The 20,587-nt window shown below is 38.6% G+C and carries 18 protein-coding genes; 14 read left to right on the forward strand and 4 right to left on the reverse strand.

The genetic code is table 11. The features are described from left to right. Nucleotides 1-51 precede the first annotated feature (51 nt). From ABEA36_RS11765 to ABEA36_RS11825, 13 genes are all read left to right on the forward strand, one after another. Nucleotides 52-1,047, forward strand: coding sequence for an aspartate-semialdehyde dehydrogenase (locus tag ABEA36_RS11765; protein WP_345492396.1), 996 nt, complete (start codon nt 52-54; stop codon nt 1,045-1,047). Nucleotides 1,048-1,061: 14 nt separating this feature from the next. Beyond that, nucleotides 1,062-1,844, forward strand: coding sequence for a tRNA pseudouridine(38-40) synthase TruA (gene truA / locus ABEA36_RS11770; RefSeq protein ID WP_345492397.1), 783 nt, complete (start codon nt 1,062-1,064; stop codon nt 1,842-1,844). 202 nt (nt 1,845-2,046) lie between these two features. Next, nucleotides 2,047-2,943 carry an acetyl-CoA carboxylase, carboxyltransferase subunit beta gene (gene accD, locus ABEA36_RS11775; RefSeq protein ID WP_345492399.1) on the forward strand — a complete coding sequence of 299 codons (897 nt, stop codon included), beginning with the start codon at nt 2,047-2,049 and terminating at the stop codon, nt 2,941-2,943. 25 nt (nt 2,944-2,968) lie between these two features. Beyond that, nucleotides 2,969-4,264 carry a bifunctional tetrahydrofolate synthase/dihydrofolate synthase gene (gene folC, locus ABEA36_RS11780; protein ID WP_345492401.1) on the forward strand — a complete coding sequence of 432 codons (1,296 nt, stop codon included), beginning with the start codon at nt 2,969-2,971 and terminating at the stop codon, nt 4,262-4,264. Continuing rightward, a complete protein-coding gene (locus tag ABEA36_RS11785; protein ID WP_345492403.1) occupies nt 4,257-4,784 on the forward strand; it encodes an SPOR domain-containing protein in 528 nt (175 codons plus the stop codon). The genes folC and ABEA36_RS11785 overlap by 8 nt, the downstream gene beginning before the upstream one ends. 57 nt (nt 4,785-4,841) lie before the next feature. Then, on the forward strand, nt 4,842-5,327 hold the full coding sequence (locus ABEA36_RS11790; RefSeq protein ID WP_345492513.1) for a CvpA family protein: 486 nt from the start codon (nt 4,842-4,844) through the stop codon (nt 5,325-5,327). A 34-nt stretch (nt 5,328-5,361) separates the two neighbouring features. After that, a complete protein-coding gene (purF, locus tag ABEA36_RS11795) occupies nt 5,362-6,882 on the forward strand; it encodes an amidophosphoribosyltransferase (protein ID WP_345492405.1) in 1,521 nt (506 codons plus the stop codon). A 5-nt stretch (nt 6,883-6,887) separates the two neighbouring features. Then, nucleotides 6,888-7,484 carry a UbiX family flavin prenyltransferase gene (locus ABEA36_RS11800; protein WP_345492407.1) on the forward strand — a complete coding sequence of 199 codons (597 nt, stop codon included), beginning with the start codon at nt 6,888-6,890 and terminating at the stop codon, nt 7,482-7,484. A 287-nt stretch (nt 7,485-7,771) separates the two neighbouring features. Continuing rightward, nucleotides 7,772-10,510: an inverse autotransporter beta domain-containing protein gene (locus ABEA36_RS11805; protein ID WP_345492409.1), complete on the forward strand. Its 2,739-nt coding sequence runs from the start codon at nt 7,772-7,774 to the stop codon at nt 10,508-10,510. Between the two features lie 118 nt (nt 10,511-10,628). Further along, entirely contained in the window at nt 10,629-11,651 is a 1,023-nt protein-coding gene (locus ABEA36_RS11810) for a hypothetical protein (RefSeq protein WP_345492411.1), read from the forward strand. A 160-nt stretch (nt 11,652-11,811) separates the two neighbouring features. After that, on the forward strand, nt 11,812-14,175 hold the full coding sequence (gene rnr / locus ABEA36_RS11815; protein WP_345492515.1) for a ribonuclease R: 2,364 nt from the start codon (nt 11,812-11,814) through the stop codon (nt 14,173-14,175). Next, a complete protein-coding gene (gene rlmB, locus ABEA36_RS11820; protein WP_345492413.1) occupies nt 14,172-14,915 on the forward strand; it encodes a 23S rRNA (guanosine(2251)-2'-O)-methyltransferase RlmB in 744 nt (247 codons plus the stop codon). The genes rnr and rlmB overlap by 4 nt, the downstream gene beginning before the upstream one ends. 31 nt (nt 14,916-14,946) lie before the next feature. Next, nucleotides 14,947-15,546 (forward strand): hypothetical protein, encoded by a 600-nt coding sequence (locus ABEA36_RS11825; RefSeq protein ID WP_345492415.1) that lies wholly within the window; start codon nt 14,947-14,949, stop codon nt 15,544-15,546. A gap of 268 nt (nt 15,547-15,814) precedes the next feature. Here the strand turns inward: ABEA36_RS11825 and metB are convergent, their stop codons facing one another. Next, entirely contained in the window at nt 15,815-16,999 is a 1,185-nt protein-coding gene (gene metB / locus ABEA36_RS11830) for a cystathionine gamma-synthase (protein WP_345492416.1), read from the reverse strand. 169 nt (nt 17,000-17,168) lie between these two features. Between metB and metJ the strand changes: the two genes are divergently transcribed. Then, entirely contained in the window at nt 17,169-17,486 is a 318-nt protein-coding gene (gene metJ, locus ABEA36_RS11835; protein ID WP_345492417.1) for a met regulon transcriptional regulator MetJ, read from the forward strand. Nucleotides 17,487-17,554: 68 nt separating this feature from the next. Here the strand turns inward: metJ and rpmE are convergent, their stop codons facing one another. The 3 genes from rpmE to ABEA36_RS11850 all read right to left on the reverse strand — a co-directional run bounded on the left by rpmE (nt 17,555) and on the right by ABEA36_RS11850 (nt 20,546). Beyond that, nucleotides 17,555-17,770: a 50S ribosomal protein L31 gene (rpmE, locus tag ABEA36_RS11840; protein ID WP_345492419.1), complete on the reverse strand. Its 216-nt coding sequence runs from the start codon at nt 17,768-17,770 to the stop codon at nt 17,555-17,557. 146 nt (nt 17,771-17,916) lie between these two features. After that, on the reverse strand, nt 17,917-18,966 hold the full coding sequence (gene degS, locus ABEA36_RS11845; RefSeq protein WP_345492421.1) for an outer membrane-stress sensor serine endopeptidase DegS: 1,050 nt from the start codon (nt 18,964-18,966) through the stop codon (nt 17,917-17,919). A 197-nt stretch (nt 18,967-19,163) separates the two neighbouring features. Next, nucleotides 19,164-20,546 (reverse strand): Do family serine endopeptidase, encoded by a 1,383-nt coding sequence (locus tag ABEA36_RS11850; protein ID WP_345492423.1) that lies wholly within the window; start codon nt 20,544-20,546, stop codon nt 19,164-19,166. Between the last annotated feature and the right edge of the window lie 41 nt (nt 20,547-20,587).

Consider the following 20,587-nt stretch of genomic DNA (forward strand, 5'->3'; position numbering starts at 1 on the left):
AAATTGTCAGTATAATCATGGCCAATCAACGTCTTTTAATAGGTTCTAAAAATGGCATCATGGAATATTGCAGTTGTCGGTGCAAATGGGCAAGTCGGCAGTGCACTTGTTGAATTATTACAAAACAGCGCGCTTGAAATTGATCACATTGATCTGCTTGGTAGTGATAATAGCGAGGGCGAGGTTGTTCGCTTTGCGGGTAAAAATATCACGATTAAGCATATTGATAGTATGGATTGGTCACAGGCTCATCTTGCTTTTTTTGCAGCTAACCAAAAAGTCTCTCAAAATTATGCGCGTATCGCAGCTGAAGCAGGTTGTATTGTTATTGATGCAACCGGTGAGTTTGCTTTAGATGAGTCCATTCCATTAATTCTACCAAAAGTTAATGATCATTTGCTAAGTGAATATCGCACTGAAAATATTGTTGCTGTTGCGAATGCGGCCGCAAGTCAGGCATTACGGTGTATTAATGCTTTAACGGATATTGAACAGCTGTCCTCGTTACATATTAGCAATTTGATTCCTGCGTCTTATTACGGTAAACAAGGCGTCAATGAATTAGCAGGTCAAAGTGCTCGATTATTAAATGGTTTACCGGCTGAAAATGATTTTTTTGAAAAGCAATTAGCATTTAATGTATTACCTACACTTGCAACAGATGATGAAGTGATTGTTGAACAAATTCGGCGTATTACTGGTAATTATCAGTTATCGATTTCTATTGACTCAATTATTGTGCCGGTGTTTTATGGTTTGACACAAGCCGTCTCCTTTGAATCCGCTTTACCACAAACCATAGAGCAAGATCCTGAGCTATTTGCTAAATACGGCGTTGATGTTTCAACAACTGGCTACCCAACCCCGGTCACCGTTATTAACCGTGAACAGGCTGAATCACAATTGATTTACCTTGCTAATTTACATTATAGTTATGGTAATCAACAACAAATTCAGTTTATGAGTGTCAGTGATAATATTCGTTATCTTGGCGCTAAAATTTTATTAGAAACAGCTGAAAAATTACTGACAGATTATATTGATTAGGCCGCGCAATTGTCATGAAGATAGCACTTGGAATTGAATATGATGGAAGCCAATATTTTGGTTGGCAAAGGCAGCAAAATGTTCAATCCATCCAACAAAAGCTTGAAGAGGCCTTGAGTAAGGTTGCGAATGAATCCATCTCAATATTTTGTGCGGGACGCACAGATGCGGGTGTACATGCAACGGGTCAGGTAGTCCATTTTGAAACGACGGCTATGCGCGCTGTTGGTGCTTGGACAATGGGCGTAAACGCGAATTTACCTCACAATATCGCGGTTAAATGGGCGCATGAAGTGGATGAGTCATTTCATGCCAGATTCAGTGCAACTGCAAGACGGTATCGTTATATTATTTATAACCATCCATACCGTCATGCAATATTAAATCAAGGTATTACCCATTACTATCAGGTCTTAAACGAGCAAAAAATGCACGATGCAGCGCAGTATTTACTGGGTGAAAATGATTTTAGTTCATTTCGCGCTGCACAATGTCAATCTTTATCTCCTTATCGTAACATCCATCATGTTAATGTGACTCGACAACACAATTTTATTATTGTTGACATCCAAGCTAATGCTTTTGTCCATCATATGGTGCGTAATATTGTTGGTAGCTTAATGGAAGTTGGTAATGGTAACCAACCGCAAGCGTGGATTAAAATACTATTAGACGCGAAAGACCGTACATTGGCCGCTGCAACAGCAAAACCCGAAGGATTATATTTAGTCAATGTGATTTATCCTGAGCAGTTTCAACTACCTAAGTCAGCTATTGGGCCGCTTTTTTTGCCTTGATGACAAATCAGAATAGGGGTTTTTTACACTATAATCATACCTTACGACAATAATTTAACGAAAAAACAGTATTAAAATTTTATAATCATGCTAGATTTAATGAAAACTAAAAAATAGCTATTAAGTAACGGCATAAAATAATATACAATAGTCATAATTATCCAGAGTGTAAAAAACTTTGTAAACTAACAGAAGGTTAATAATGAGTTGGATTGAAAAAATTCTTAATAAGAATAATATCTCATCAGATCACAAAAAAGCCAATATTCCAGGTGGCGTTTGGACTAAATGTAGTAGCTGTGAACAAATCATTTATCAGGCTGAACTTGAGCGTAATTTAGAAGTGTGTCCTAAATGTGATCACCATATGCGTATCCCTGCGCGTGTACGTTTATACCGCTTTTTAGATGAAGGTTCTGATGTTGAAATCGGCACTGATTTAGAACCGAAAGATATTTTAAAATTTAAAGATTCTAAAAAATATAAAGATCGTTTAGCAACTGCACAAAAAGAGACGCATGAAAAAGATGCGATGGTTGCAATGAAAGGGACGCTATTTGGTATTCCTGTTATTGCCGTCTCTTTTGAGTTTGCTTTTATTGGTGGATCAATGTCATCGGTTGTTGGGGCGATGTTTGTTCGAGCCGCTGAGCAAGCGATTGAAGATAAATGCCCGCTAGTTTGTTTCTCAACCAGTGGTGGGGCGCGTATGCAAGAAGCCTTATTTTCACTCATGCAAATGGCCAAAACGAGCGCGATTCTTGCTAAAATGCAAGATGAAGGATTACCGTATATTTCTGTCATGACTGACCCGACAATGGGCGGCGTTTCAGCCAGCCTTGCAATGCTCGGTGATGTTAACATTGCTGAACCTAAAGCACTAATTGGCTTTGCGGGTCCACGTGTTATTGAGCAAACTGTACGAGAAACCTTACCTGAAGGTTTCCAGCGTAGTGAGTTTTTATTAGAAAAGGGTGCGTTGGATATGATTGTCCATCGTAAGGATATGCGCGCAAAAATTGCCAGTATTCTCGCTAAAATGATGAGAGCACCTGATCCATTTAATGAAACATCAGTTGAATCATTGTTAAACAAGTAGTTGATATAATTGTCATAAAATTACTATGAACTCAAGCAACTTACCAAAACCAGATGCCATGTCCAGCTTAGCGACATGGCTTCATTATTTAGAGCAGATTCATCCTAAAACAATTGAGTTAGGTTTGGATCGTGTGACTCGTGTTGCCGATAAATTATCGGTACTCAAACCGGCTCCGTTTGTTTTTACGGTTGCTGGCACCAATGGAAAAGGCACGACTTGTCGAGCCTTGGAAATGATATTACTCGAGGCTGGTTTTAAAGTTGGGGTCTATAGTTCGCCTCATTTAATCCGTTATACCGAGCGTGTACGTATTAATAATCAAGAATGTCCTGATGTTGGGCATGTTAATGCTTTTGAGCAGATTGAAACTGCGCGTCACGATATTTCGTTAACCTATTTTGAATATTCGACCCTCGCGGCATTATTGCTATTTAAACAAGCAAATCTTGATGTGGTGATACTTGAAGTGGGTCTCGGTGGCAGACTTGATGCAACAAATATTGTTGATGCAGATGTTGCAGTCATTACCTCGATAGCGCTGGATCATACCGATTATCTTGGCAATACCCGCGAAAGTATTGGACGCGAGAAAGCAGGAATTTTCAAACCACAGTGTATTGCTGTTGTGGGTGAACCGGACATTCCACACACGATTTATGATGTTGCGCATCAAAAACACGTTCAACTCCATTGTTGCCAGCCAAATCAAGATTATGATTGGCAATATCAACAAGATAATCATCATTCATGGCAGTTTCGTTCGCAATCCTCGCATTATGATAATTTACCGATGGTGAAAATTCCATTGGCGAATGCGGCAACTGCATTGGCCGCATTAAGTTATAGTCGCTTAGCGATAAGTGAAAAATCGATTAAAAACGGTTTAATGAAAACCGAATTGACTGGTCGGTTTCAAATTATTCGACATGACCCTATGGTGATTATTGATGTTGCACATAATCCACATGCCGCAACTTATTTACAAAAACAGTTGCAGATACTTCGAACAAGTCAACCTAACACGAAAAAATTGCGGCTTGTTATTGGTATGTTAAAAGATAAAGATATTGCATCGACAGTACAGATTCTAAGCGCTGATGCTTGGTACTGTGCAACGCTATATGGCGAAAGAGGCACCGATGCTTCTGAGATTGCTAAACATATTCATATTCGTGGTGACCAGACGATTCAACGTTTTACATCCGTTGAACATGCTTTTAAGCAAGCGATACATGATGCCGATAAAAATGACATTATTGTTGTTTGCGGTTCATTTCATACGGTATCTGACGTTTTAAATTTGGTGGCAAATGAATAATAAAAAACGTAATCAATTAATTGGCTTTATCACGCTGATCTTAGTTGCCTTATTAGTTGCGCCTTATGTGATAACAAATAAATCAAGGCAGGCAGACACATCCATTCCATTGTTATCTTCTACTAATGAAATAGAGAATGAATTAGTACAAGATATTGAAGAACTTAATATAATAGACCCACCATTATCACCAGATTCTCAATCGCCCGTTATTAATTCGGTACCCGAACAAGTTGTTAGTGCACCAATTGAACAAACCCTAACAGCTGATAATAATCCCAATACAATAAAGAACTATGTTATACAATTAGTCGCGTTAAAAAATAAACGTAAAATTGAAGAGTTAGTGGCCCTATTAAGACTGAATAACTATGATGCGTATACGACACCGCAAGTTCCTCAAGAAGGGATATTAACGCGGTTGTTTGTCGGTCCCTACCTGACTAAAGAACAAGCGGATATGGTGATCATTGATTTAGAGCATCTGACTAAGTTAAAAGGCTTTGTCACTACAAAGTAGATTAAACCATTAATATAGCATGAGCCGTAAGGCAGTAAAACAGAGAGATACGTTATGATGAATTGGGTTGATTTTACCATTATTGGTATTATTGTCTTTTCTGCCTTAGTCAGTTTAGTTAGAGGGTTTGTAAAAGAAGCACTCTCTTTACTCAGTTGGATCTGTGCTTTTTTTATTGCAAGCCAGTTCTATTTTTATATTAGTGATTATTTTACTTATTTTAACGACGAATTCGTGCGTAATGCGATCGCTATTGCGGTATTATTTGTTGCAACATTACTCGTTTGTGCTGTGATTAACTATATTATTAGTGAATTAGTGCAAAAAACGGGGTTATCTGGCACGGATAGGGTGTTGGGTGTTTTCTTCGGCATTTTACGCGGTATATTATTAACGGCTGCGGTGTTGTTTTTTGTTGATACCTTTACGCCATTAGCCAAAAGTGTGGCATGGCAAGAGTCTATTTTGATTCCTCATTTTCATTTTATTGTTCGTTGGTTCTTTGACTTATTACAAAATTCATCGTCATTTTTAGTTAAATAGTGGTGATAATCAATCTCTTATTAGGAGTGATCTTATGTGCGGAGTAGTAGGTATTGTTGGCTTTAGTCCGGTAAATCAATCAATTTATGATGCATTAACCGTTTTGCAACATCGTGGTCAAGATGCAGCGGGTATTGTGACAATTGATGAAAATGACTACTTTCGTTTACGTAAAGCAAATGGCCTTGTACAAGATGTTTTCCAGGCCCAACATATGCAACGTTTGCAAGGGAATATTGGCATTGGCCATGTTCGTTATCCTACCGCTGGGAGTTCTAGCGTATCGGAAGCACAACCTTTTTACGTGAATTCACCCTACGGAATTACATTGGCACATAATGGTAATTTAACCAATACCAATGAATTACGCGATAATATGTTAAAGCAAGCGCGTCGCCATATTAATACAACATCCGACTCAGAAGTCTTACTTAATATTCTGGCGAGTGAATTGGATAAATTTACAACCGATAGATTAACGCCAGAAAACATCTTCTCAGCGATAGAACACGTTCACCAAACAATAAAAGGCGCCTACGCCTGTGTGGCGATGGTGATTGGTCATGGCTTGATTGCATTTCGTGATCCAAATGGTATACGGCCATTAGTGATTGGTAAGCGAGTGCTGAGTAATCAAAAAACTGAATATATGGTTGCCTCTGAAAGCGTTGCTTTAGATACATTAGATTTTGAGTTTTTACGCGATGTTGAACCTGGTGAGGCGATTTATATCACTCAAGATGGGCAATTATATACCAAACAGTGTGCTACCCATGCTAAATATTGTCCGTGTATTTTTGAATATGTTTATTTTGCCCGCCCTGATTCATTGATGAATGGTATTTCAGTGTATCAATCACGTATTTTAATGGGGCAGAAATTAGGTCAAAAAATCGCCAAAGAGTGGCAGGATTTAGATATCGATGTGGTCATTCCCATTCCAGAAACATCTTGTGATGCGGCATTAGAAATTGCACGTATTTTAAATAAACCTTATCGTCAAGGCTTTGTGAAAAATCGTTATGTAGGCCGCACCTTTATTATGCCAGGTCAAACAATGCGTCAACGTTCAGTCCGACGTAAATTGAATGCAAATCGGATTGAGTTTGAAGGTAAAAATGTGCTGTTAGTTGATGATTCAATCGTACGAGGCACCACATCGCAACAAATTCTTGAGATGGTGCGCTCAGTAGGGGCGAAAAAGATTTACTTAGCATCAGCGGCTCCTGAAATTCGTTATCCCAATGTGTATGGTATTGATATGCCCGTGGCGAATGAACTTATTGCTTATAATCGTAATGTGCAACAAATCGCACAAGCTATTGGTGCTGATAAACTAATTTTTCAAGATCTTAATGACTTAATTGCGGCAGTCAGAGAAGGTAATCCTGAATTAACCGAATTTGAATGTTCTGTATTTGATGGTCGCTATATCACTGGCGATATTAGTGAGTCTTATTTGACTAATTTGCAAAACAGTCGTAGTGATACAAGTAAAGGCGCCTTACAAAATAAAGATGCTGAAAATTTAGAAATTTATAACGTTGATCAATAAAACAGATGAACTTACAACATAACCAAACAGTCAAAAGACGTATTATTGTCGGTATTTCAGGGGCCAGCGGGGCGCTATACGGTATTCGGCTATTGGAACTGTTAGCAACCCTTGACGACATAGAAACGCATTTAGTCATTTCTCGTTCCGCTAAGCGTACGATTGAACTTGAAACTGATTATGGATATGAACGTGTGACGCGTTTAGCTGATCACTTTTATGATATTACGGATATTGCAGCAAGTATTTCATCGGGTTCATTTAAAACTGACGGGATGATTATTGTACCGTGTTCAATCAAAACCTTATCGGGTATCGCACACAGTTATAGTGATAATTTACTAATTCGTGCCGCAGATGTGGTATTAAAAGAACAGCGTAAACTTGTACTGTGTGTTCGTGAAACGCCTTTTCATTTAGGGCATATTCAACTGATGCAAACTGCGTGTCAGATTGGCGCCACAATTATGCCATTAGTCCCTGCCTTTTATCATATGCCTAAAACGATTGATGAATTAATTAATCAATCGTTAACTAGAGTGCTTGATCAGTTTAATATTCGTACTCATTTTAACTATGCATGGCAAAACCCATCAAAGTAGTAACCATTTGTAAAGAATCATTCATCTTCTCAAGATTAATTCTAACAAAAATGTCATGTTTTACCTTTTATTTATCTTATTGATTTTAAAAAATAAAATAACAGAAAGGTTAATTAATAACCAAATCTTAACAAAATTGTTATTGATCCATCGTTAATATTTAGATAAATTTGCTGCAAATTTTGTAAAGAATTTTAAATTCTGTAATAAATAAGAAAGTTAAATAATTAAAATATAGATATTAATAATAATATCAAATAATGATGAATAAATAAGGAATAATTAAGATGAAAAAGAATCTTAATTTATCAGTGGTTGCTGCATTCGTTTTGGCAGCATTAAGCTATAATGTTGCTCAGGCTAAAACCAGTCAACACACTTCTACCAATAGCAAAGATGTGAGTTCTGCTAAAGCAGATGATGTACGCGTTTTTGTAAATACTCAACAACGTAGCCTATACCAAATTGCCTTATTAAGTGGTATTTCAATTACTGAGCTGCGCAAAATCAATAAAGGCGAATATGATAATGTTGATGTTGTAAAAATAGGCCAAAGTATTGTATTACCGGCTCATTCATCATTATTGCCTGCTGAATCTAAAGAAATTAAAAAAGAAGAAAAATATAGCAATCTTCCAAGTTTGGGGTCATCCGATAAAATTGATGTGACAAAAGATGATTCGATGGAACGTCAAGTTGCTACCGTTTTGCAGACATTAGGTCAGCAAGACTGGGATAACATGTCTTCTGAAAAAATCAAACAAGATCTGAATAATAAAACTCAAGATTATGCTGAAAGCTATGTTCGTAACCAAGTTCATACTCAAGTGATTGATCCTATTCGTAATGCTGCACAAGACTTTTTAGGACGTTTTGGTACCGCACAATTGCAATTTGATGTCAGTGACCAAGCTAAATTGAATAATATCAACGTGAAATTATTTAGTCCTTGGTATGATTCAGATCGTACTTTAATCTTTTCGCAATTAACCTATCAAGAATATGAAAAAGATCGCCGTATTGGTAACTTTGGTATTGGTCAGCGTTGGGATATTGCCGATAACCGCTGGTTAATTGGTTACAACGTATTTTTTGACCATGATTTTGGACGTAATCACAACCGTCTTGGTTTAGGTCTTGAAGCTTGGTCAGATTACATGAAATTTGCTGCCAACTACTATACGCCATTATCTGATTGGAAAGACTCTAAAGACTTTGATGATTACTTAGAGAGAGCCGCAAGAGGTTTTGATATTCGTTTCCAAGGGTATCTACCGTCTTATCCACACCTTGGTGCGTCATTAATGTTTGAACAATACTTTGGTGATAAAGTCGCGTTATTCGGAAAAGATCATTTACAAAAAGATCCGTATGCTGTCACGTTCGGTGTGGACTATACCCCGGTACCATTATTCACAATTAAAGGTGAACATAAACAGGGTCAAGACGCACATAAAATGGCTAAAGTTGAGTTGACAATGAATTACCGTTTAGGGGTGCCACTTAAAGACCAACTAGATCCCAATATGGTCCAAGTTGCACGTTCACTCAAAGGAAGCCGTTATGATTTAGTTGACCGTAATAACTACATTGTCCTTGAATATAAAGAGAAAAAATTTAGTGTCGACTTAGCCTCATTAGGTGAATTTGAAGAACAAACCATTGTTCCTGTTGTCATCTCTGTCCATAATGTTAAAGGTGGCTTGTCAGCATTAAGCTGGAATAATTTAACGGGCAGTGCAGATTTAAATGCGCTAGGCTTACCGCGAGTTGCTGGAAATGGTGACTTATGTTACAACCGTGGTAGCTCTGTAATGGGGACGTTATGTCCTGCTGGCAATGCATGGAATGAAACGGTTGGTGCGGCAACAAGCGATATTTCAAACTGGTCAATTCGTGTACCTGACTATATTAATGCCACAACAGGTGAACGTAATCCAACATCACTTAGTGGTGTATCTGTACCGGGACGTTATACTTTTGATGTTACCTTGACATCAAACAATGGATTGTCTGCATCATCGAATACATCATGGTTATCCATTAAGCCATCATCAACCCGTCGTACCGTTGTGGTTGAAAACGTATCACCGGCAAATCCAAGCGGTAACGCGCTAGGTTCTACCGTTGCGGATGCCGCATCAATTGATGGTGTGACGACAGTTAAATTAGAAGCGTATTTATTTGATACATCGGTTTTACCTGCACCAGGCGCCGGTTTTAATGATGCATCGATTTTAGTGAATTACCCAAGTGCATTCGATCTTGATAAAATTAATACTTATTGGAGTGGCGTTACTCACGATGGTAAAACCGTTAAATTTGTTAATGGTAGTGCATCAGATGCTAAGTGTGATGTGGTTGACGGGACACCAGAGAGCTGTTTATTAGTGAAATCTGTGCAAGCTGTGGCGGGTTCACCTGATAAATATCAATTAAATGTTGCAACAACTGCGCCGTTAGGTGAAGTCACGGTTACGGCTAAAATGAGTCCGTATGGTCAAGGCACGATACCTGTCTACTTTAGTACAACATCGGGTGCAGCTTGGTTAGCGATTTATGATACTAGCAACGGTAGTATGGTTGCTTATGGTCAAGCAAGTGGTGAAGCAAATTCAATTGTTGCTGTATCGAGCGCGGCGAATCCGTTTATCGTCGGTAAAACGTATGAAGCAAGAGGCTATGCGGTTGACCCTACCACATCAGGTGCTACACCGATTGCTAGCTTAAATTATGTCTGGTCACTGGTTGGTGACAATATTGCAGCATGTCCATCATCAGATGGCGTGAGCTACAACACAGTACTAAATGATTTTGTGAGCCAGCCAAACGGTCCATGGTTTAATGTCAGTACGTCAAACCAATACACGATTAAAGGTTTAGTTGCGGGTAATGTCAGTATGGCAAGTAACGGCTCAGCTGGACTTACAGTGGGCAGTCAATCTTGGGGTGCATCACATCCAGCTGCATCGCCACAAGCGTGTGCTGGGGATCAAGGATTTAAGTTACAAGTTACCGCTTATTAATACAGAATTTTGACAGTCATGAATAGATTCATTGACTGTCATCAAGGGACACCTCAAATGGTGTATTTATATAAATACAACACAGTATGTTGAAGAAATAAAATAGGAAATTTTAACTATGAAAAATTTAACCATCAAAAAAGTCGCATTAGGTTTGTTACTTGCTGGTTATGCTGCGAGTGGCGCTTTTGCAGCAACAACTGCTACAACAGCAGCAACGATTAAAGGTAATGCCCCAATTATTAAATCAACCGACGCAACACCGACTGAAGGTAAATATTCTGTTCAGGTACAACGTCTTGACTCGTCTAGTGTATGGCAAAACCTTGCTTCAACAGAAAAGATGAAAGTGGGCGATAAAATTGTGATTAGCTTCGATTATTCAGATGCGGATGGCGATGCAGCTGAAGCTAACTGGATCACAACAACGAAAACTAAAACTACGGCAGATGGTAGTGCATCATTAAAATTTGAAGTTAAAATCAATGGTACCACAACAATAATTGGGCCTGAAACCGGTTACACTAATGTTGTCTCTGGCACAGCTGGTAAATATGAATATATTATTCCAAATACTGCAGGTGGTAAAAAGCTAGACATTAGCTTAACGCCCGTTTCTAAATTTGGTGACCCATACTACGGCACTTCATTAACCGGTAACTTATTCTCGACAACCAACACAACGGGTCCAAGTGTACCACCAGGATGTGAAGATGATTCAACCACGCCATGTATTTTACCAAGCGATGATGATGTTATCGTCAGAATTGTTAAAGGGTCTACGCCAGTAACAGGTACAATCCCTGCTCAAACTGCATGGTACGGATCTTCAAGTACAGATGATACTATTCCAGAGGCAAATATTCCTAAAGTGGGTGATCAATTCACATATGTAGTTGTGGATACATCAAGCGGTTCTGAAGTCAACGTAACATCAATGTATACCAAAGCGTCTTGGAACTTCGCCGGTACCAATACTGCAGCACTAGGTGCAACTGCGTCTGATTCGACTAAAGTGGTTTATGCAACGAGCTATACAATTGGTATCAATAGTGCAGATGAAATTGCTAAATTATACCCAACAGCACCAGAAGCTGGTGCACAGGGGTATAACTTGTCTGTAACGGTTGCTGCTGAATAATTTCATCTTTAATCGGATATCATTGATTTAAACCACTCTTCGGAGTGGTTTTTTTATGGCTAAAAGCGGCATTATTTTATCAAAAACTATGGCTAAACATGCATGATATTGCACAAATTATGTTATGCTTAGACCATCTTATCAAAAAGGATAATAGATGATGATGAAAGACCCTTTTTATAATCGAGAAGTCGAAAAGTATGATTCTCCTATCGCAAGTCGTGAACTTATTTTGAGCTACTTAGAAAAAATTGCCAAGCCGGCTAACTTAGACAATATTGCACAAGCGATGGCGCTGACGAGTGAAGAACAAAAAGAGGCTTTACATCGTCGTTTACGAGCGATGGAACGAGATGGTCAATTAATTTTTACCCGCCGGAAATGTTATGCGCTACCTGAAAAGTTAGCGATGGTAAAAGGTTCTGTGATTGCACATCGCGATGGTTTTGGTTTCTTACGTGTTGAAGGCCAACCGGATGATTATTTCTTATCTCCAGAACAGATGCGTAAAACGCTTCAAGGTGATGTGGTACTTGCTCAACCAATGGGTAGTCAGTATAGAGGTAAAACCGAAGCGCGTATTGTGCGAGTGCTCGAACCGCGTAGTAATCAGATTGTAGGACGCTATTTTATTGAAGAGGGGATTGGTTTTGTCGTGCCCGATGATACCCGTTTAAATTTTGATATTTTAATTACTGAAAAAACCCCTCAAACAGTTCGAATGGGCACGGTTGTTGTTGTTGAATTACTCAAACGACCAGAATTTCGAAAAAAGGCAGTGGGTAAAATTACCGAAATTCTAGGCGAAAATATGGGGACGAATTTAGCGATTGAAATTGCGGTACGTAATCATGAAATACCCCACGTCTTACCGACTGATGTTGAAAACGCCGTAAGTCAACTTTCGGAACACGTCTCTCCTCAGGCTAAAAAAGGCCGTAAAGATTTAACGCAATTACCCTTAGTCACCATCGATGGTGAAGATGCACGTGATTTTGATGATGCCGTTTATTGTGAAAAAAATAAAGGAGGCGGTTACCGACTCTGGGTTGCCATTGCTGATGTCAGCTATTATGTTCGCCCAAAAACAGCGTTAGACAAAGAGGCTTGCAATCGAGGTACCTCGGTTTACTTCCCATCAAGAGTCATTCCAATGTTACCCGAAGTGTTATCTAATGGATTATGTTCACTTAATCCACAAGTTGATCGCTTATGTATGGTATGTGAGATGACTCTTTCTGCAAAGGGGCGTTTAACAAGCTATCAATTCTATGAAGCGGTGATGAATTCGCACGCAAGGTTAACCTATACTAAAGTACAAAAAATTCTTGATGGGGATCAAGCGTTACGTGAACACTACCAAGCACGTGTTAAAGATCTTGAAAATTTATATGCACTTTATAAAATTCTAGACAAAACGCGCGTTGCACGTGGTGCAATAAGCTTTGAATCTGCAGAACCTAAATTCATCTTTAATGCTGACAAGCGAATTGAACGCATTGAAATGGCACAACGTAATGATGCACATAAAATTATTGAAGAATGTATGATTTTAGCCAATGTTGCTGCGGCTAAATTAGTTGAAGAACATGATATGCCTTCTTTATACCGCATTCACGATAAACCAGATGAAGATCGACTGAATAATCTGCGTAGTGTGTTAAGTGAGTTGGGATTAACGTTTGAAGGTGGGGATAAACCACAACCTAAAGATGTTGCTAAATTAATGGATCTCGTTGCCCAAAGGCCTGACCGTGATATGATTCAAACCATGATTTTACGGTCAATGAAACAAGCTGTTTATGATCCGGAAAATCGGGGCCATTTTGGCTTAGCCCTGGAATCATATGCCCATTTTACTTCACCAATACGGCGTTACCCTGACTTGTTGTTACATCGTACCATCAAAGCAATTTTAGCCAGTCAAGCTCATAAATCAAGTAAAACGGGCGGCTATCAATATACAATGAGTGAAATGCTCTATTTTGGTGAGCACTGTTCGATGACAGAACGGCGCGCAGATGAAGCCGTTCGAGATGTGGTTGATTGGCTAAAATGTGATTTTATGCAAGATCACGTAGGTGAAGTATTTGATGGTGTAATATCAAGTGTGACCAATTTTGGTTTCTTTGTTCGCTTAGATGATCTCTTTATTGATGGTCTAGTGCATGTTTCGACACTTGAAAATGATTACTATAGCTTCGATGCGGGTCGTAGTCGTTTAGTCGGTGAGAACAGCGGTTTTTCTTATCGCTTAGGTGATAAAGTTAAAATCAAGGTGGAAGCGGTCAATCCTGAAGAACGCAAAATTGATTTTAGCCTTGTCGGCAGTGACAATAAGCCTCGTCGGCAAGGTAAAACGGTCAAAGATAGAACAAATAAAGCGCGTAAAGCACAAGACAGTAAAGATGATGTCGCTAAAAAAACATCTAAATCATCGACAAATAAAAAAACGAAAGCAAAAGCTAAAGTAAAAAAAGTATCAAATAAACAACCAGCAAAAAAGAAGAAGTCAGCTAAATGAGTGAAATGATATATGGTATCCATGCTATGCAAGGCATGTTAGCGCGTTCACCTGAACGAATTTTAGATGTTTATCTGTTGAAAAATCGTGATGATAAACGATTAAATAGTGTGATTGAAGAATTAGAATCATTAGGGATTGCGATTAAATTAGTGGATCGTAAATGGCTTGATGAACAAAGTGCTAATGGTGTTCATCAGGGCATTATGGCAAAAATAAAAGAAGGGCGTAGTTATCATGAAAATGACTTACCCAATTTATTGAGTCAAAAACCAGAGCCTTTTATTTTAATTCTTGATGGAATAACCGATCCTCATAATTTAGGTGCCTGTATTCGTAGTGCCGATGCGGCTGGTGTGGATTTAATTATTGTCCCTAAAGATAAATCCGCACCACTTAATGCGATTGCTAAAAAAGTGGCATGTGGTGCGGCAGAAAGTGTCCCCGTCATTCGAGTAACAAATTTAGCTAGAACGCTGCGAATGTTGAAAGATGAATATCAGATCTGGATTGTCGGGGCGGCAGGTGAAGCCGATCATTCACTGTATCAAAGTAACTTGACGGGCAAATTAGCGATTGTCATGGGCGCGGAAGGTGAAGGTATGAGACGCTTAACCAAAGAACATTGCGATGAATTGGTGAGTATTCCGATGTCAGGATTTGTATCGTCGTTAAATGTTTCTGTTGCCACCGGTATCTGCTTGTTTGAGTCAGTAAGACAAAAAAGCCACAAAGGCTAATCACATTATGATATGCATAAAAGGATAAATGATGTTTGGCAAATTATTAAGTAAGATTTTACCTAACAAGAAACCCGCACCACAACCGACAGGCCGTGAACTGTATGGTCGTAATAACGTCGGCTATCCAACTATGCATCTTTCTCGTCACATTGATGATGTCATCAACCAACATTATCGTGAAATTAAACCCTTAATTAAATTTTACAAAGAGACGTTTTTATTTAAGTGGGGACCGGCTATTATTAATAATTCACTGGATAATGAACAGCTAAAAAATTTATCAGGACGTAATGTGCAGATGGTCTATTTGCTCTTATTTCGGGATATGTTACGGCATATTGCGGATTATATTTCACCTAAACATGCCCCCGAAAGCTGGCCTGATTTATTAGCACAAGATGTGCTTGAGCGTTGCAATATGCTCGGTGATGACGATGATACCGATATTGAGTTTAAACAAGTATTATTTAACGATACACAGCGTTATGATATTGATAATGAAACGAGTCAGCAATGGGTTGAGCTTGTCGCCGGTCTCATTGATGTACCCGCTAAAGATTTGTATTATTGGCACCGTTCATTAACGAATACCATTTTGAAAAAAGTCGCTAAAAAACATAAAAAATAAGCCTAAGAACGGATGAAATCACTGCGGTACAAAGCGGTTCGGTTTGAAACCGCCTATGTGGCTATTTCAAACATATCCACATTGCGTTTGTGCATTAAACGCTACTTTTTACACTATAATCATAGCTTACGATAATAATTTAACGAAAATTATCGATTAACTATCTGGATTTTCATCTTATTTATCGCACATATGGGCATCATTACAATGCCCAGTGTTTTATAATGGTCTCTTCATCACCGGCAGTTAGAGAGATGAGGCAACACATTTAAATGACAGCAAGTGCTTGTTCAAGGTCGTTGATTAAATCATCAATGTTTTCAAGCCCAACCGAAATTCTCAATAGTTGATCTGAAATTCCAGCAGCTTGTCGCGCCTCGGCAGTGATCCCAGAATGGGTCATGGTTGTGGGGTGAGATAAGAGACTTTCTGTTCCACCAAGTGATTGAGCCAGCGTAAAAATTTGTAACTGTTCAACAAATTTTGGAATGTTATCAGCGCTGGTATTGAGCTCAAAACTCAGTAATGAACCAAATCCTTTTTGCTGTTTTTTCGCGATTTCATGCCCTGGTGTCGATGGCAATGAGGGATGGTGAACCGCAGCAATTTTAGGATGATTAGCTAAAAACGCTACAATGCTAAGGGCATTTGCTTGCTGTGTTAATACACGAACGGATAATGTGCGTAAACCGCGCTGTAATAAATAGGCATCAAATGATGAATTAGCGGTGCCAATATTATTTGACCACCACAATACGTGATCTGCTAATGTTTGGTTGTTAAAAACTAATACCCCTGCCAGTAAATCTGAGTGCCCATTTAAGAATTTAGTACAGGAATGAACAATAATATCAGCACCAAGTGTAAATGGGCTTTGTAAAATAGGCGTCATAAACGTGTTATCAACTAAAACTAAAGCCCCCGCCTCGTGTGCTAATTTTGCGATTTGCTCAATGTCAACAACGCGTAATAATGGATTACTGGGCGTTTCAATTAGGACGAGTTTAGGTTTGAGCGCCAACACATTTTTGAGTGCTTCCAAATCAGATTGATCGACGAATTGTGCTTTAAAATATCCTTTTTGGCTTAGGCTATTAAAGAGCCGGTAACTTCCCCCATAACAATCATGGGGTGCAACAACCAAATCATTGGGTGAAAGAAGCGCGACAGAAAGTAAATGAATAGCTGACATACCGCTATTTGTCAAAATGGCATCGACACCGCCTTCTAATGTGGCAATGGTGGTTTCTACCGAATCACGATTAGGTGTTGATTTACGCCCATAGTCAAATTGTCTGGGTTTGCCAAATTCTTCAAACTGATAGCAAGTGGATAATGAAATTTTAGGGATCACTGCGCCATGTTGCTCATCACTATTGAGTCCCCCTCTTACCGCAACAGTTTGTTGGGATAATGATTTTTGTACAGCCGATTTATGTGTTGCCTTTGTCATCATCTTTTCCTCTTATAAATCGAATACGTTTAAGCATAACATAAAGTAATAAGACGTCAATATGTCTAGATGTCTAAATATCTTGATGTATAGATTGCGAGCCATCGAAAAAAACGATAAAATTAACCATAGTAATTGTGATATTAATGGGTAGAAACGAGGCTACTATATGATGGAATGGAATGGCGACTATATTAGTCCTTATGCAGAGCATGGCAAAAAAAACGAGCAAGTTAAAAAAATTACGGTTTCAATCCCATTAAAAGTATTAAAAATTCTAACGGATGAACGAACGCGTAGACAGGTTAATAATTTGAGACATGCAACAAACAGTGAATTACTGTGTGAAGCGTTTCTTCATGCATTTACCGGGCAGCCACTCCCTAGTGATGATGATTTAAGTAAAGAACGTAATGATGGAATTCCGGCGCAAGCAAAAGAATTAATGATTAAGTTAGGGATTGATCCTGATTCGTTAGAGTATTAAATTATTTTATTTTAGGCATAAAAAAAGCGCTATCAATTAGCGCTTTTTATCATGTTACTTATCGGTAATTATTTTTTACCGCCAACCATAGCAAAACGTTGATTGAATTTATCAACACGTCCACCAGTTGCAACATCACGTTGTTTACCAGTATAGAATGGGTGACATTCACCACATACGTCTAAATGGATATCGTGACCGACAGTTGAATGCGTTTTGATTGTATTACCGCAAGAACAGGTTGCTGTAATTTCTGTATAATTAGGATGAATACCTTTTTTCATTTTGAGCCTCTCTTTTGTGTATCGCTATATAAATGGCTGCCTTGCAACAAAATTTATACACCATACAAATGTTAAATAACACGAATAAGGTGGCGGATTATATACCCATCTAGGTATTGCGTCAAGTCTGTCGATTAGCTTGATATTTAAATAGCTAATTGTTCGATTTGAACTTGAAGCGTTAATCTTTCACCGTTGCGTAACACGATAACAGGAACCGTTGTGCCCGGTTTAATTTCAGCGATTTGATCCATCGTTTCTATAATCGATTTGACGGGGTTACCATTAACCGAGATTAAAATATCATTGGTATTAATGCCGGCTTTTTTGGCTGGACCTTCTGCATTCGTCACTAAAATACCCAATACAACAGGGTGATCACTTGGGTTTTGGGTTGGTGAAAATTCTAACCCATCGACCCCGATATAACCGCGAATAATTTTGCCATCTTTAATTAATTTATCCATGATTTTGGTTGCAAGTGAAGTTGGAATTGCAAATCCAATGCCTTCTGGCACATCATTTGATGTACTTTTAGCAAATGATAACGTGTTAATACCCACTAGCTCACCTTTCGTATTCACAAGTGCACCCCCTGAATTGCCGTGGTTAATCGATGCATCGGTTTGGATAAAATTTTGTCGCCTAATTGGGCTTAAGCCATCACGTCCGGTTGCACTAATAATACCTTGTGTGATTGTTTGCCCGATATTATAAGGATTACCAATCGCTAATACGACATCGCCAATTTTGGGTGCGCGCGCTAAATTAATCGGGATAACGGGAATATTGGAAGCTTCAATTTTGAGTATAGCAATATCCACTAATTTATCTGAACCGACTGATAGTGCTTCAAAAATACGGCCATCTTGCAATGCCACAATAATTTGTTGTGCATTTTCAATAACATGGTAATTGGTAATAATATAGCCATCTTGGCTCATGATCACACCAGAACCAAGTGGTGTGATGCCTTTACTGACATTTTCAGGCACAGAGGAAATGGAACGACTATAAATATTAACAACAGCAGGCGCGGCTGCTTTGACGGCTTGGTTATAACTTAGGGGTTCGTTATTAAAAATGGTATCTGGTAAAGATAACTGATTACCATTACGCAATGACGGAAAAATAATAAGTAGTACGATTGCCAAAACAGAGCCAATCAGAGCTGGCCAGAGTATTTTTTTTAGCATAAGTTATCCTGTCAAATCATGTCACTTTATCTGTTTTGATAATACCACAGAAATAAAAAAAGCTAATGCAGCAAAGTCATTTTTATTCATCTAATATCAATTATTTAACAGTGATTAGAATGATTTGTGTATGATGGTAAGTCTCATTCATTAATAAAAAGGAGCGTTTAACGCCCCTTTGTGATGAGAAAAATGAGTTAACGTAGAATCAAGTATACTCGGCTGTTCCCACGTACAATATTTAACGCGATTGCAGCGGGTTTACTATCAATAATTTTACGTAAATCAGCAATATTATTAATAGGGTTTCTATTTACCCCTGTGATCACGTCACCTTCTTGTAGGCCTAAACGTGAAGCCGGTGAACCAGCCACAATTTTATCAATTAATACGCCTTCTTGACCATTAGCTTCACCATTAATCAAGTTAGCCCCTTCTAAATTAGGGTGTAACGTTTTTGCCTCAGTTGAAGATTCGTCGCTATTTTTAAGTTTCACTTTAACATTTAACGCCTTTCCATCACGGATTAAGCCCAGCGTCACATCTCGTCCTGCACCCGCAGTCGCAATTTTAGCGCGTAACTCGGCAAAGCTTTCAATCGGTTTTCCATTCATTGATACAATCACGTCACCGGCCTTAATTCCAGCCTCTTTTGCGGCTGACTCATCGAGTACTTCACTCACAAAGGCGCCTTTTTGTACATCAAGATCAAATGCTTTAGCAATATCAGAGGTCAGTTCATTTCCTTTGATTCCTAATACACCACGTTTAACTTGACCAAATTCAGTTAATTGGTCAGTTAAACTTTTCACCATATTACTTGGTATAGCAAAACCAATACCTACATTTCCGCCACCAGGCGCAATAATTGCGGTGTTGATACCAATTAGCTCACCATTTAGATTAACTAATGCACCACCAGAATTACCGCGGTTAATCGAAGCATCGGTTTGAATAAAGTTTTCAAATCCATTCATATTCAGGCCGGTACGAGCAAGAGCTGAGATAATACCAGAGGTAACGGTTTGCCCAATACCAAATGGATTACCAATGGCCACAGCAAAGTCGCCAACGCGTAATTTATCCGAATCAGCCATTGGGATTGCGTTAAGATTTTTAGCGTTGTCGACTTGTAATAAGGCGATATCTGTTAAGGGATCCTTACCAATTAATTTGGCGGTAAATTCTCGACCATCATTGACTTGAATCATAATTTTATCTGCATTATCGATGACATGGTTATTAGTGACTACGTAGCCTTTATCTGCATCAATAATGACACCTGAACCTTGTCCAGTAAAGGCTCTTGACTGGTTTTCTGGGTAACCAAAAAATCGTCTAAACTCTTCGGGAATATTATTTTGAACTTGAGCTGTCCCCTCAACCTTAATACTAACAACCGACGGCAATACGTGTTCAAGCATCGGCGCTAAGCTGGGTAGTGCTTGAGTTTTACCTTCCGATGAAGTAATAAAAGAGGGCAATTTAATCTCTGCTTGGGCTACAGAACCAAGGCATAAGCCAATTGCTAATGTTAAAACAGTTAAACTTTTTTTAGGGAAATTAAATGTATTATTCATTTTTATAACTCTCACTTTTTTATGTAACACAAAGTAAAATT

It is taken from the genome of Orbus sasakiae (assembly GCF_039542345.1).
In the GTDB taxonomy this organism is placed as follows: domain Bacteria; phylum Pseudomonadota; class Gammaproteobacteria; order Enterobacterales; family Orbaceae; genus Orbus; species Orbus sasakiae.

Coding starts and splice junctions, on each gene's coding strand:
- ABEA36_RS11805 (WP_345492409.1), top strand. CDS start 7,772: ATGAAAAAGAATCTTAATTTATCAGTGGTTGCTGCATTCGTTTTGGCA.
- metB (WP_345492416.1), bottom strand. CDS start 16,999: ATGACAAAGGCAACACATAAATCGGCTGTACAAAAATCATTATCCCAA.
- ABEA36_RS11850 (WP_345492423.1), bottom strand. CDS start 20,546: ATGAATAATACATTTAATTTCCCTAAAAAAAGTTTAACTGTTTTAACA.
- purF (WP_345492405.1), top strand. CDS start 5,362: ATGTGCGGAGTAGTAGGTATTGTTGGCTTTAGTCCGGTAAATCAATCA.
- ABEA36_RS11765 (WP_345492396.1), top strand. CDS start 52: ATGGCATCATGGAATATTGCAGTTGTCGGTGCAAATGGGCAAGTCGGC.
- ABEA36_RS11810 (WP_345492411.1), top strand. CDS start 10,629: ATGAAAAATTTAACCATCAAAAAAGTCGCATTAGGTTTGTTACTTGCT.
- folC (WP_345492401.1), top strand. CDS start 2,969: ATGAACTCAAGCAACTTACCAAAACCAGATGCCATGTCCAGCTTAGCG.
- rlmB (WP_345492413.1), top strand. CDS start 14,172: ATGAGTGAAATGATATATGGTATCCATGCTATGCAAGGCATGTTAGCG.
- metJ (WP_345492417.1), top strand. CDS start 17,169: ATGATGGAATGGAATGGCGACTATATTAGTCCTTATGCAGAGCATGGC.
- truA (WP_345492397.1), top strand. CDS start 1,062: ATGAAGATAGCACTTGGAATTGAATATGATGGAAGCCAATATTTTGGT.
- ABEA36_RS11825 (WP_345492415.1), top strand. CDS start 14,947: ATGTTTGGCAAATTATTAAGTAAGATTTTACCTAACAAGAAACCCGCA.
- degS (WP_345492421.1), bottom strand. CDS start 18,966: ATGCTAAAAAAAATACTCTGGCCAGCTCTGATTGGCTCTGTTTTGGCA.
- rpmE (WP_345492419.1), bottom strand. CDS start 17,770: ATGAAAAAAGGTATTCATCCTAATTATACAGAAATTACAGCAACCTGT.
- ABEA36_RS11785 (WP_345492403.1), top strand. CDS start 4,257: ATGAATAATAAAAAACGTAATCAATTAATTGGCTTTATCACGCTGATC.
- rnr (WP_345492515.1), top strand. CDS start 11,812: ATGATGAAAGACCCTTTTTATAATCGAGAAGTCGAAAAGTATGATTCT.
- ABEA36_RS11790 (WP_345492513.1), top strand. CDS start 4,842: ATGAATTGGGTTGATTTTACCATTATTGGTATTATTGTCTTTTCTGCC.
- accD (WP_345492399.1), top strand. CDS start 2,047: ATGAGTTGGATTGAAAAAATTCTTAATAAGAATAATATCTCATCAGAT.
- ABEA36_RS11800 (WP_345492407.1), top strand. CDS start 6,888: ATGAACTTACAACATAACCAAACAGTCAAAAGACGTATTATTGTCGGT.